Annotated in this window: 10 protein-coding genes; 1 reads left to right on the top strand and 9 read right to left on the bottom strand. The window is 63.1% G+C overall.

What is annotated here, in order from left to right:
* Positions 1 to 17: 17 nt before the first annotated feature.
* From A9404_RS11765 to A9404_RS11745, 5 genes are read right to left on the bottom strand one after another with little or no spacing between them, the layout of a single operon-like run.
* On the bottom strand, positions 18 to 1088 hold the full coding sequence (locus A9404_RS11765; RefSeq protein ID WP_082922945.1) for an ABC transporter permease: 1071 nt from the start codon (positions 1086 to 1088) through the stop codon (positions 18 to 20).
* Positions 1085 to 2149 (bottom strand): microcin C ABC transporter permease YejB, encoded by a 1065-nt coding sequence (locus tag A9404_RS11760; RefSeq protein ID WP_066101877.1) that lies wholly within the window; start codon positions 2147 to 2149, stop codon positions 1085 to 1087. The genes A9404_RS11765 and A9404_RS11760 overlap by 4 nt, the downstream gene beginning before the upstream one ends.
* Positions 2146 to 2802 (bottom strand): FMN-binding negative transcriptional regulator, encoded by a 657-nt coding sequence (locus A9404_RS11755; RefSeq protein WP_066101874.1) that lies wholly within the window; start codon positions 2800 to 2802, stop codon positions 2146 to 2148. The genes A9404_RS11760 and A9404_RS11755 overlap by 4 nt, the downstream gene beginning before the upstream one ends.
* Before the next feature lie 28 nt (positions 2803 to 2830).
* Complete coding sequence (locus A9404_RS11750; protein ID WP_066101871.1) at positions 2831 to 3532, bottom strand: hypothetical protein; 702 nt, start codon at positions 3530 to 3532, stop codon at positions 2831 to 2833.
* Positions 3507 to 5354, bottom strand: a complete 1848-nt coding sequence (locus tag A9404_RS11745) for an extracellular solute-binding protein (RefSeq protein ID WP_066101868.1) — start codon at positions 5352 to 5354, stop codon at positions 3507 to 3509. The genes A9404_RS11750 and A9404_RS11745 overlap by 26 nt, the downstream gene beginning before the upstream one ends.
* Positions 5355 to 5465: 111 nt before the next feature.
* On the opposite strand from A9404_RS11745, the gene A9404_RS11740 reads away from it, so the two are divergent.
* Positions 5466 to 6257: an enoyl-ACP reductase FabI gene (locus tag A9404_RS11740; protein WP_066101864.1), complete on the top strand. Its 792-nt coding sequence runs from the start codon at positions 5466 to 5468 to the stop codon at positions 6255 to 6257.
* A gap of 249 nt (positions 6258 to 6506) precedes the next feature.
* Here A9404_RS11740 and A9404_RS11735 read toward each other — a convergent pair whose 3' ends face one another.
* The 4 genes from A9404_RS11735 to lon form a co-directional block, all read right to left on the bottom strand.
* Positions 6507 to 7757, bottom strand: a complete 1251-nt coding sequence (locus tag A9404_RS11735; RefSeq protein WP_066101861.1) for a dicarboxylate/amino acid:cation symporter — start codon at positions 7755 to 7757, stop codon at positions 6507 to 6509.
* 150 nt (positions 7758 to 7907) lie between these two features.
* A complete protein-coding gene (locus tag A9404_RS11730) occupies positions 7908 to 9845 on the bottom strand; it encodes a SurA N-terminal domain-containing protein (protein WP_066101858.1) in 1938 nt (645 codons plus the stop codon).
* Positions 9846 to 10179: 334 nt separating this feature from the next.
* Positions 10180 to 10452 (bottom strand): HU family DNA-binding protein, encoded by a 273-nt coding sequence (locus tag A9404_RS11725; RefSeq protein ID WP_066101854.1) that lies wholly within the window; start codon positions 10450 to 10452, stop codon positions 10180 to 10182.
* Between the two features lie 303 nt (positions 10453 to 10755).
* On the bottom strand, positions 10756 to 13188 hold the full coding sequence (lon, locus tag A9404_RS11720; RefSeq protein ID WP_066103330.1) for an endopeptidase La: 2433 nt from the start codon (positions 13186 to 13188) through the stop codon (positions 10756 to 10758).
* Positions 13189 to 13332 lie beyond the last annotated feature (144 nt).

The raw sequence follows: 13332 nt of genomic DNA, 5'->3' as shown, positions 1-13332 counted from the left end.
GTCCGATTCCCTGTTACTTACTTCTGCCGTGTATCAAAAGCCGCCCGTACCGCTTCTCCAATAAAGATCAGCAGCATCAATGTCCCCACCAGTACGCCGAAGGTGGTGAGGGACAGCCACCAGGCATCCACATTGTTCTTGCCCTGGGAGAGCAGTTCGCCGAGCGACGGGGTGCTGGGGGGTACGCCGAGGCCGAGGAAGTCCAGGCTCGTGAGGGCGAGGATGGCGCCGGAGACTCGGAAAGGCAGGAAGGTGATGACCGGGGTCAGGGCATTGGGCATGAGGTGGCGGAACATGATGCGCGGGCCGGAAACCCCGAGCGACCGGGCGGCGCGCACGTATTCGAGGTTGCGGCCCTTGAGGAATTCCGCTCGCACGTAGTCCGACAGGCCGATCCAGCCGAACAGGGACAGCAGGATCAGCAGCAGGCCGATGGATGGCGCGAAGATCGACGAGAAGATGATCAGCAGGTACAGCTCCGGCAGGGAGCCCCAGACCTCGATGAAGCGCTGCATGGCCAGATCGACCTTGCCCCCCAGATAGCCCTGCACGGCGCCCGCCAGCATGCCGACGACCATGCCGATGGCCGTGAGCGCGAAGGCGAACAGCACGGAGATGCGGAAGCCGTAGATCAGCCGTGCGGCCACATCACGCCCCCGGTCGTCCGTACCGAGCCAGTGCCGCGCGTTGGGCGGGGCCGGGTTCGGCGCGGGGTTGTAGTAGTCGATGGTGTCGTAGGAGAACGGGATGGGGGCGCGCCACAGCCAGCCGTGTTCGCGGATCTTACCGATCACGTAGGGGTCGGTGTAGTCGGCATTGGTCTTGAAGTCCCCGCCGAAGGTGGTTTCCGGATAGGCGCGCCAGAGCGGAAAGTAGAACTGCCCCTGATACTCGATGAGCAGGGGACGGTTGTTGGCGATCAGCTCCGCCCCGAGGCTGAGCACGAACAGCACCGCGAAGATCCACAGGCTGACGTACCCGCGCCAATGCCCCTTGAAGCGCGCCCAGGCACGGCGGCCGGGCGTCTGCACCGAGCGCGCCGGGATCGGGTCGGCAAGGATCGCTTCCGTGGGCTCGGCAACGATCATGAATTCACGGCCCGGAAGCTGATGCGCGGATCGACCCAGACATAGGCCAGATCGGAGAGCAGCTTGCCGATCAGGCCGATGAGGGTGAACACGTAGAGCGTGCCCAGCACCACGGGGTAGTCGCGCTGGATCACCGCGTTGTAGGAGAGCAGGCCCAGCCCGTCGAGCGAGAAGATGGTCTCGATCAACAGGCTGCCGGTGAAGAACGCGCCGAGAAACGCGGAGGGAAAGCCGGTGACGATCGGGATCAGCGCGTTGCGGAACACGTGCCGGTACAGGATATGCCGTTCGGAGAGTCCTTTCGCGCGCGCCGTGAGCACGTACTGCTTGCGGATTTCCTCGAGGAAGCTGTTTTTGGTGAGCATGGTCATCACGGCGAAGTTGCCCACCACCATCGCCGTGACCGGCAACACCAGATGCCAGAGGTAGTCGGTGATCTTGCCGAACCAGGAGAGGTGCGCGAAGTTGTCGGAGGTGAGGCCGCGCAGGGGGAACCACTGCAGGAAGCTGCCGCCGCCGAACAGCACGATCAGCACCAGTCCCAACACGAAGCCCGGAATGGCATAGCCCACCAGGATGATCGTGCTGGTCACGGAATCGAAGACGCTACCGTCGCGCACCGCCTTGGCGATGCCCAGGGGGATCGACACGAGATAGGTGAGGAAGAACGTCCACAGGCCAATGCTGATCGACACGGGCAGCTTTTCCAGGATCAGATCGGTGACCGAACGCTGATAGAAGTAGGACTGCCCCAGATTGAACGTGAGGTAGTTGCCGACCATCTCGCCGAAACGCTGCCAGGCCGGCTTGTCGAAACCATAGAAGGCCTTGATCTGGGCCAGTTGCGCGCCTTCGAGGCCATGGTCGCCGCGATAGAGACCGCCGCTCAGGGCGCCGCCCGATTCGCCCCCTGCCCCGCCGGCGCCGCCGCCCTTGAGCTGGGCGACAAGCTGCTCGACCGGCCCGCCGGGCACGAACTGGATCACCGCAAAGGAGATCGCCAGAATCCCGAACAGGGTCGGGATCATCAGCAGCAGGCGCTTGAGGATGTACCCCGTCATTCGCCCTCGCCCGAGGCGAGTTCGCCCGCCATGATCCGGGCCACGGCCCGATCCTGCGAATCCGCCGAGGCGCCGAGTTCGGCGATCACGCCCCGACGATCCGCTGCGCTGCGGTTCTGGTTGAACTTGAAGGTGGCCTCGATTTCGGTGATCTGAATGTCGAAGCCCACGATCATCGCGCGCAGCTGGGCCAGCCGCTCTTCGGGCATGTCCTGTTGCCCACCCAGTTGCCAGCCCGCCTGTCCGGGTTCGGTGCGGGCGGCCTCGTGTACCACGATCTGCCGCTCCACAAGGCCGGCCAGTTCGCGGTCGTCCTCGATGATCCGGGCGGTGCCGCGCACGTGCACGGCGGCATAGTTCCAGGTCGGCACGCCGGGGGATTCGTACCAGGCCGGCGAGATGTAGGCATGCGGCCCCTGGAACACCACCAGCGTCGGTGCGCCCGCCGCCAGTTGCGCCCACTGGGGATTCGCCCGGGCCATGTGGCCCCGCAGGCGACCGGGGCTGCCGGGCACGGGCTCGAAGAGGAACGGCAGGTGGCTGGCGATCGGCAGGCCGTCCTGCGCGGTGATCAATACCCCGAACGGATAGTCGGCGATCAGATCGGCGATGCGATCCGGGTCGGTTTCCTTGAACGATTCGGGGCGATACATCGGATCGGCGGACTCGCGACGGTCTGGATCAGGGCGCTGCGGGCTTGGTGGCCGGCAGCGGCGTCAGGGTCTGGCTGGCATTGCCGTTGCCAACCGGTGACGACATGGGCGACATTTGGGGGCGCGGATCCTTGTCGCCGCAGTTCGCAATGCACACTACGGATTTCTCCACCTGACCGCCACAACCGATGTAGCACTGCTCGAAGTTGTTCTGGCAGGGACAGGGCTTGCTGTCGCAACGCTCCTTGATCAGGCGGTCGCGTTCGGCCTTGAGGCTCGGCGCGGGGGGCGGCGTCGGCGGATCGTCGTTCGGGCCGAACCAGCCGGGTCCGTACCAACCCGGGCCCATCACCCAGCCGTAGCGCGGCACGAACACGGGGTAACTCCACCCCGAACGGAACGCCTGATTCAGTTCGTAGATCTGGCGGTCGGATTCGTACTGCTTGCGGGCGGCCTCGTAGCGTTTCAGATCGTCCTCGAAGGCCTGCTTGGCGATCGGCTCGATGTTGCTGATGCAGGCCTCGCGCTCGGCGGCACACTGCGTCTGACACTGCTGCAGCTTGGTGTGGCAGGTGGCGATGCAGGCCTGGCCGGCCGCCGTCGCGGGCGGGCGATAGGTGGTTTGCGTCGCGTACTGCGGGACCGAGGCACACCCGCCCAGCGTCACGAGCGCCGCGATAAGGGCACCGGCGGCAAGCCAGCGATCAAGTCTGTTTCTGCGGTTGTTCATGCGTTTGCCACCATGTCTGAATCACCCAGGTCAAGGCATCGAAATACAAGGGCAGCGGCTGGTGGAAACCGAAGCGATTCCACCACGCCATCCGATGGGCACCAATGTACCAGTTTGGCACGAGATATTCCCCCCAGAGCAGCACGCGATCCAGCGCGCGACAGGCGGTCACCAGGCCCGCCCGGTCCGGCGCATAGATCACCCGATCGATCAGGGCATCCACCACGGGGCTGTCGATGCCCATGTAGTTGCTCGATCCGTCGGTATGGGCCGCCGCACTGCTGAATCGATCCCGCAGCTCGTTGCCCGGCGACATGGATTCGCCGTAGGCCACCACCGTCATGTCGAAATCGAAATGATCGAGGCGCCGCTGGTACAGCGCGACGTCGATGGTGCGGTAGCTCACCTGGATGCCGAGCCGCTTGAGGTTATAGACATAAGGCGCGACGATCCGTTCAAAACCGCGCATGGCCAGCATGATCTCGAAGCGGAACACGTCGCCCTGCTCATTGCGCAACTGGCCGTCGCGCACCGTCCAGCCCGCCGCATGCAACAGATCGCGCGCCGCCAGCAGATTCGCCCGCTGCTCGGCGGGGTTGTTCGCGACCGGCACCTGATAGGGTTGGGTGAACAGTTCCGACGGCAGGCGATCGCGGAACGGCGCCAGCAGGGCCAGTTCCGCCCCGGTCGGAATACCGCGGCAGGCCAGTTCGCTGTTGCTGAAATAGCTGTCGCAGCGGGTGTATTGCCCGTAGAACAGGTGGGTGTTGGACCAGCCGAAATCCAGTGCCAGATCCAGTGCCCGTCGCACGCGCCGATCCTGGAAGAGCGGCCGCCGGGTATTCATGCCGAAGCCCTGCATACCCGCGTTGTTGTGATGGGGAATCTCGCGGCGCACGATGCGCCCGTCGTCGAAGGCCGCGCCGGTGTAGTCGCGCGCCCAACGCTTGGAATTGGTCTCGTAGAACACGTCGAACTCGCCGGCCTTGAAGGCTTCGAGCGACACGGTTTCGTCCTTGTAGTACTTGAACACCACCCGGTCGAAATTGAACTGCCCCCGCCGCACGTCCAGATCGCGCGCCCAGTAGTCCGGGTTGCGCCGGTAGCTGATCGTGTTGCCGTAATCGATCTGGTCGACCCGGTAGGGTCCGCTGGTCAGGAACGGCTCGCGGGACAGGGTCGCGAAATCCCGATTGCCGACCCAGCGTTCGGAAAATACCGGCAACTCGCCGATGATGAGATGTAGTTCGGGGTTCACGCGGCGGAACACGAACCGGACATGCCGCTCGTCGGGCAGCTCCGCCTTCAGGATGTCCGCCCAGTAGGCCCGGTAACGGGGGTGGCCCTGGGGCCCGACGAGCAGATCGAAGCTGAACGCGACGTCCCGCGCCGTCACCGGGCTGCCGTCGTGAAACCGGGCGGCGTCGTTGATCCGGAAGGTGATCGAACGGCCATCCTCGGCCAGATCCGCCCGGTCCGCCAGCAGGCCGTAGGCGGAAAACGGCTCGTCCCAGGCACGGGCGGTCAGCGTCTCGAAACAGAGCTGGTTCAGTCCATCGGCCGCCAGCCCCTTCAGGACGAAGGGATTCAGTGAATCGAAGCTGCCGAACACCGAAAGGGCCAGATGGCCGCCTTTGGGTGCGTCGGGGTTCACGTAATGGAATGCGGGAAAGTCGGCGGGATATTTGGGGGAATACCCCAGCGCCTCGGCAAAACCGGCCGCTTTCACCCCGGGGGAGATCAGTGCGCTGCCCGCCCCCAATCCCGCGCCGGAAGCCAGTATTTGCCGTAAAAATCGTCTTCTGGGGTGCTCGTTTTGCATTTCATCCCTACAATATGCGGATCAGCGGGGCCGTCGTCTGCGACACGGTGCCCGGGCGGCGCACACGACCGTGCCCGCAGCGCGCATTCAAACATGAACCAGGAGCATAGTATGGGATTTCTCAGCGGCAAACGCGCCCTCATCATCGGCATCGCCAACAACCGATCCATTGCCTCGGGCATCGCCGAAGCGATGCACCGTGAAGGCGCCGAACTGGCCTTCACCTACCTGAGCGACCGGTTCAAGGAGAAAGTCGAGAAAGCCACGGCGGAGCTGGGTTCCAACATCTACCTGCCGCTGGACGTGACCGACGACGCCCAGATCGACGCCCTGTTCCCGGCACTGGCCGAACACTGGCCGGAAGGCTTCGACATTCTCGTGCACGCCGTGGCCTTCGCGCCGCGCGAAGCCCTGGAAGGCGACTACCTGGACGGCATGTCCCGCGAGGCCTTCCGCGTCGCCCATGACGTTTCCGCCTACTCCCTGGCCGCGCTGGCCAAGGCCGGCCGCGACACCATGCGCGACAACGGCGCCATCGTCACCCTGTCCTACCTCGGCGCCGAACGCGCCATGCCGAACTACAACGTCATGGGCGTCGCCAAGGCGGCACTGGAAGCCAACGTGCGCTATCTCGCGGCATCGACGCTCGGCGACCGCGGCATCCGGGTGAACTCGATCTCCGCCGGCCCGATCAAGACCCTGGCCGCCTCCGGCATCGCGGACTTCAAGAGCTTCCTCGACTACGTGGCCACCAACGCCCCGCTGAAGCGCAACGTGACCATCGAGCAGGTCGGCAACACCGCCGCCTTCCTGTGCTCGGATCTCGCCTCCGGCATCACCGGCGAGAACATCTACGTCGATTCCGGCTACTTCATCACCGGCATGGGCGACTGCCCGAAGTGATCGCAGCCTGACGGAACCGGGATCGTTACGCCCGGCTCCGCCAACGACGCTTCAGAAAGGACAAGGCCCGGGACGATATCCGTCCCGGGCCTTGTCGTATCCGGCATCAATTCACATCAGCCCCATTTTTCGCGGCCCAATCATCCAGGCCCGATCCGTTTCGGTTATTCGGGCTCGACTCATCAGGGCAACCTGCGGGGAGGATGAATCGAAGCATACCCGATCCACCTCCGCCCGGGCAGACCGGAATCAGGTCAACAGACCCCGATCGCCGCGCCGATGCGCCACGATCACCGCCCCCACGGAATCCGAGTACACGTTCACCGAAGTGCGCAGCATGTCGAGCACCCGATCCACGACGAGCAGGAGCCCCATCGCCTCCAGCGGCAGGCCGAGCACACCCAGGATCAACGCGATCGCGACCAGACTCGCCGACGGCACGGCAGCCACGCCGATGGAGGTCATCAGAGCCAGCACCACGATCATCAGCTGCATCCAGATCGACAGATCGACGCCATAGGCCTGGGCGATGAACAGCGCCGCCGCACACTCGTACAGGGCGGTGCCGTTCATGTTGATGGTCGCGCCGAGGGGCAGGACGAACGAGGCGATTTCCTTGGAGACGCCCGCCCGGTTTTCCACCACGTCCATGGTGACCGGCAGGGTCCCGGCGGACGAGCTGGTCGAAAAGGCCATCAGCATGGCCGGCCACACCGCGCGCACGAAGCGGACGGGGTTCAGGCGCGTGGTCAGCCAGAGGATCAGCGGTAGTGTCACGAAGGCGTGGATCGCGAGCCCCAGCACCACGGTGAGGAAGAACCCCAGCATCGGCAGCAGCAGCGCCAGGCCGCTCTTGGCGACCACGGCCGCCACCAGGGCGAACACGCCGATGGGCGCGAGCTTCATGAGCCAGTGGGTGATCTGGATCATCACTTCCTGCACGCCGTTCCAGAAATCGTGAACCACCTGACGACTCGGCTCCGGCACCCGGGTCAGGGCGAAGCCGAACAGCAGGGAGAACACGATCAGACCGAGCATCTGGGTGTGTGCCGCCGCATTGACGATATTGGGCGGCACCATGTCGCGCAGCACTTGCACGAAATCGCTGAACTGGTGGCTGGAGAACTTGTCGGCGACATCCCCGCCCAGACTGGGCAGATGAACGACCTCGCCCAGCGGCTGCGTGCCCGATACGCCCGGGTGGATCACGTTCATTACCACCAGGGCGGTCACGATGGCCAGCGTGGTCGACGCGAGGAAATAGGTGATCGTACGCCGGGCAATGGCGACCACGCCCCGGCCCTGACCGAGGTTGGCGGCACCGCTGATGATCGACGAAACGATCAGCGGCACGATGAGCATCTTCAACGCATCGAGAAACATCCCGCCCACGAACTCGTAGATGCTCAGCAGCGGAACACCGGCAACACCGGCGCCGAACAGGCTGCCAAAGACGAACGCCGCCCCGATGGCGATCAGGATTTGCCAATGAAGTGCCATGATCCTGCTCCTCAATCATGCTCGGATCGGTCAGCATTTCCGCCGGGTATCGACGGCGTTGACCGATGGATGGACACGGCTCCGGAGCATCCCGAGCCGCCGCGATACGGGCTAAGCCCCTGGCGCGCGCAGGCGCCATGCTTCGGTCGATCAGGGCGTGATGGATTTCTCAACCGAATCGTTAATCTTGATCTTGGCTTCCTGACGCAGGGTGGCCAGTAGCGCGGACAGAGAAGCCTGTCCCTCGGCCTGAGCGATCTGGGCCGCGAGCTGCTGCTTGTCCTCGGCGCTGATCGTGCCGGGCTCGCCGGACTTGATCTGCGTGACCACCACCACGGCCTCGTCGCCATCGTTCAGATGGACGGCGCTGCTGGCCGGATGGCCATCTGGCGACGGCGGTGTCGCAAAGACGGCCTGGACGATTTCCTGCGGCACGTCCGCATGTGTTTCCTGGCGCTTCAACCAGGTCGCGGCATGCCAGACACCGCCGGCATTCGTGGCGGCCTGTTGGGGATCGGTTCCCTGGCTCAGAGCCTTTCGGACCTGCTCGGCTTCCTGAGCCAGATGCTTGTCGACCGCTTCAGCCTGCAGGCGCTCAGTGATTTGCTGACGAACCTCATCCAGGGTCAGTTGGGCCGCGGGTTCGTGCGTATCCACCCGGACGACCACGGCGTGGTCCGTCCCCAGTTCGATCAGGTTGCTGTTGAGCTTGTCCGTGAGCACATCCTTGGAAAACGCGGCATGCCGAACCTTTTCGTTGTCGCCGATACCGGTGCCGGAATTCCGCGTAATCCAGTCGGACGTCTGCACCGTGAGGCCCAGGGCCTCGGCCGCCGGGATCAGACTGTCCGGATGCTCGTAACTCACGTCGGACAGCTTCTCGCTCTCGTCGTAATAGATCTTCTCGACATGCCGCGCCTGAACTTCGGCAACCAGCTGCGCACGCACGTCATCCAGCGGCTTGATGTCCGGTTTCGCTTCACCGGTCACCTCGATCAGGTGCCAACCGTACTGGGTACGCACCGGCTCGCTGATTTCGCCCACCTTCAGGGCATCCATCGCCGTCTCGAACGGCTTGACCATCTGGCCCGGAGCGACCTCACCCAGGTTGCCGCCCTGTGCCTTGGAACCGGGGTCGTCGGAAATCTTCTTGGCCTCGGCCGCGAAGGTCGTCTTGCCCGCCAGAATGGCCGCACGGGCCGCCAGCAGTTTCTTCTTCGCGGCCTCGACCGTGGCGGCATCCGCATCCTTCGGCACGGCGATGAGGATGTGTCGCACCGTCCGCGTCACATCGGCAGTCTGCTTGCGCTTGTAGTGTTCGTAGGCCTGCTGGATTTCCGCATCGGTCACCTTCACGAGGGGTGCCAGGGTCTTGGGAGACAGCTCGATGTAGTGCAACTTCACGCGTTCGGGCCGAACGAACTTCTTCTGATGCGCGGTGTAATAGGCCTTGATCGCGTCGTCCGTCGGTGCCGATACGGCCGATACCGCCCGGCTGCGCGCCAGGGTAATGTACCCCGCCTCGCGACGCTGATCACGCAGGCGCACCAGCAGATCCAGATCCGGCTGGACCGTGAACGCACTTTCGCGCAACGCCGTTTCCAGGGTACGCATGACGATATCCTGCTTCAGACGTGCCTCGAACGCCGGCACGGTCGAGCCCTGGCCGGCGACGAACGCCTCGTATTTTTTCACGTCGAAGGCGCCATTCGTCTTGAACGCGGGCTCGGAACGGATCAGATCCGCCACGACGCTGTCCGGGGCCTTGAAGCCCGCACGGTGCACGAACAGGCTCAGTACCCGCTCGTTGATCATCTGATCGAGCACTTCCTGCTTGATGTTGAGGCTCTGCAGCATTTCGGCCGAAACCTTGCCGCCCAGTTTCTGGATCAGCTGCTGACGTTGCGCACTGACTGCCTGCTCGAAGGCCTGCTCGGTAATGGGCATGCCCTCCACCTCCGCAACCGGCTTGTTCTTGCCGCCACTGAAGTACTCGCCGACCCCCCAGAGAACGAACGGCACGCTGATCAAGCCAATGATGAGATACGCAATCCAACCCTGAATGCGTTCCCGCAAATCCATCAACATATAAAACACACCTTGAAGTAGCGGCGACTCGGGTCGCCAAGTATGCAGCACACGGACCGCTCCGGGCACTCATTTACCCGCGCGGACACCCGTCGGGTGCATCCGTGGCCGGTGTTCGCACGCGATCGCCTATCCCTCACGGGAGGCGGTCAGAGCACGATCCCGCTATCACCAATCGGACAACGCCCGATTCACCGGCCCACACAACAAAACAGGGACGTTGTCGTCCCTGCCTATGTACTCGATTTCTTAGTCGAAAGTCCAACGGTTACCGAACTCGGTCCGGCGGCGGGGCTCATTGCGCCCCGCAAAAACACCGTCGGTTCAAGACAGATTAATTGACCGCGTCTTTCAGGCCCTTGCCAGCCTTGAATGAAGGCAGACGGGAGGCTTCGATCTCGATCGTCGCGCCGGTACGCGGGTTGCGACCGGTACGTGCCTCACGCTCGCGTACCAAAAATGTACCGAAGCCCACCAGGGTGACTTGATCCCCCTGCTTGAGCGCTTCGCCTACTGCCTCGATAAACGCATCCAGCGCGGCAGCCGTATCATTTTTCTTCATTCCGCTCTTGGCAGCCATTGCGTCAATCAATTCTGATTTATTCATATCGTTGCAATCCTTTTCACTAGGTTTAGGACAGGGGGGTTAGCATGAAATCGGCGGTACGCAGATCCGTCGGGATAGCCCGTCAAATCGACCGATTCCAGTGGCAGAACATGGATTCCGCTGCCAGTTATACAAGCCGCATGCGCGTGCTGTCAACAACGCAGACGATTTGTGACGAGCGGTGATCCAGGTTTGGGTGAAATGAAGCGCGCGAGGGACGCCAATCCCCGTGCCCATGCCGATTGCGTCCACTGACGAAGCGCGGGGCGATGGGGGGATTGAGCGGCAATCCGAACGCACGGATCAGTGTGCCGTCGCGTTGCTCGTATCGTCGGGGCGCTTGACGTCTTCCCGGACGGGCGCTTCCAGCGGCGCCACCGACTTCGGGGTGGGCGGCGTGATCAGGGCAAGATCCAACACCTCGTCGATCCAGCGAACCGGTCGAATATCAAGACTGTCCTTGATCTTGTCGGGAATTTCCGTGAGATCCTTGCGATTTCCTTCCGGAATCAGCACCAGCTCGATACCGCCCCGCTGGGCGGCCAGGAGTTTCTCCTTGAGCCCGCCGATCGGCAGTACTTCCCCGCGCAGGGTGATTTCGCCCGTCATGGCGACGGTGGCCTTGACAGGGATACCCGTCAGCGCCGAGACGATCGCCGTGCACATGGCGCCGCCTGCGGAAGGCCCATCTTTCGGGGTCGCGCCTTCGGGCACGTGCACGTGGATGTCGACCTTCTGACTGAATTCCGGATCGATCCCCAGGGAAACGGCGCGGGCGCGCACCACGGTCATGGCCGCCTGGATCGACTCCTGCATCACCTCGCCGAGCTGGCCCGTGTATTTCAGGTTGCCCTTGCCCGGCATGGTGGCGGCTTCGATGGTCAACAGATCGCCACCCACCTCGGTCCAGGCGAGCCCCGTCACCTGACCGATCTGGTCCGGGTGTTCGACCTTGCCGAAATCGAAGCGACGCACGCCGAGATACTGATCCAGATTCTCGCCATTGACGTGAATCGGCGCCGCCTGTTCGTTCGTCACCAGCTGACGCACCACCTTACGGGATACCTTGGCCAGTTCGCGTTCCAGATTCCGCACACCCGCTTCCCGGGTGTAGTAGCGGATGACATCCCGAACCGCCGTACTGTCCACGCTCAGCTCGTCGTCCTTCAAGCCGTTCTTTTCCAGCTGCTTGGGCAGGAGGTACCGTTCGGCGATCTCGGTCTTCTCGTCTTCGGTATAACCGGCGATGCGAATGACCTCCATCCGATCCAGCAAGGGGCCCGGAATGTTCAGGCTGTTCGCGGTGCACACGAACAGGATCTCGGAAAGATCGATGTCCATGTCCATGTAGTGATCGGCAAACGCCTTGTTCTGCTCGGGATCCAGGACCTCCAGCAAAGCCGCGGCCGGATCGCCGCGGAAATCCGAGGCCATCTTGTCGATTTCGTCGAGCAGGATCAACGGATTGCGGCTGCCGATCTTGGTCAGCGTCTGGACGATCCGGCCGGGCATTGCACCGACGTACGTCCGACGATGGCCGCGAATCTCGGCGTCGTCACGGACCCCACCCAGGGCGATTCGACCGAACTTGCGGTTGGTCGCCTTGGCGATGGACTGGCCCAGCGACGTCTTGCCGACGCCCGGCGGCCCGACGAGACAAAGGATGGGCCCCTGCATCTTGCGCACGCGCTGTTGCACGGCGAGATACTCGAGGATCCGCTCCTTGACCTTCTCCAGGCCGAAATGATCGGCATCCAGCACCTCCTCGGCCGCGCCGAGGTCATGCTTGATCTTGCTACGCTTCTTCCAGGGAACGGCAACGATCCAGTCGAGATAGTTGCGCACGACCGATGCTTCCGCGGACATCGGCGACATCATCTTGAGCTTGTTCAGTTCGGACTTGGCCTTATCGAGCGCCTCCTTGGGCATGCCAGCCGTCAGGATCTTGCGCTCCAGCTCATCGATGTCGCTCCCCCCCTCCTCAAGCTCGCCCAACTCTTTCTGGATCGCCTTCATCTGCTCGTTGAGGTAGTACTCGCGCTGGCTTTTCTCCATCTGCTGCTTCACGCGGCCACGAATCCGCTTCTCGACCTGAAGGGTGTCGATTTCGGACTCGATCAGCACCATCAGGTGCTCGATCCGGGCGTGCAGGTCGATGGTCTCCAGAATCTTCTGCTTTTCATCGAGACTAAGCGCCATATGGGCGGCAATCGTGTCGGCCAGACGCGATACGTCATCGATCCCCGCCAACGAAGTCAGGACCTCGGGCGGTGTCTTCTTGTTGAGTTTCACATAACCGTCGAACTGGTTGAGCAACGCACGCGCCTCCACCTCGAGTTCCCGGTCGGAGGCCACGGCCTGTTCGATGGAGTGGACTTCCGCCATGAGGTAGTTGTCGACCTCGTGCACCTGAGCGCAGCGTACGCGCTCGATACCCTCCACCAGCACCTTGATCGTGCCGTCCGGGAGCTTGTGCAGCTGCAGGATCGAGGCCAGCGTACCGACGGCATGCAGATCCGAACGGCCCGGATCATCCTTTTCGGCATCTTTCTGTGCGACCAGCAGCAGCTGCTTGTTGTCCTTGATCGCCTCTTCCAAGGCCAGCACGGACTTTTCACGACCGACGAACAGGGGAATGACCATGTGGGGATACACCACCACATCGCGTAGCGGCAGAACCGGCACGTTACGGGGTGAACCTGAAATGATTTCGGAGATTGTGTCGTTCTGTGGCATGTTGCTACCCATTCTGAAGCCTGGCGAACCGGCGATTGGTTAAGCTTTTGTTAAAGCATAGCCAATAGTTGGTGGCATGCGTACCTGTTTTCAAGACACTCATTGAATTTATCGACGGGACAGCGCCCCAAACAACGGCCTGAC

The sequence above is a fragment of the Halothiobacillus diazotrophicus genome (assembly GCF_001663815.1).
Taxonomy (GTDB): Bacteria; Pseudomonadota; Gammaproteobacteria; order Halothiobacillales; family Halothiobacillaceae; genus Halothiobacillus; species Halothiobacillus diazotrophicus.
The sequence above is the reverse complement of the archived record's forward strand: the minus strand, read 5'-3'. Positions and strand labels throughout refer to the sequence as shown.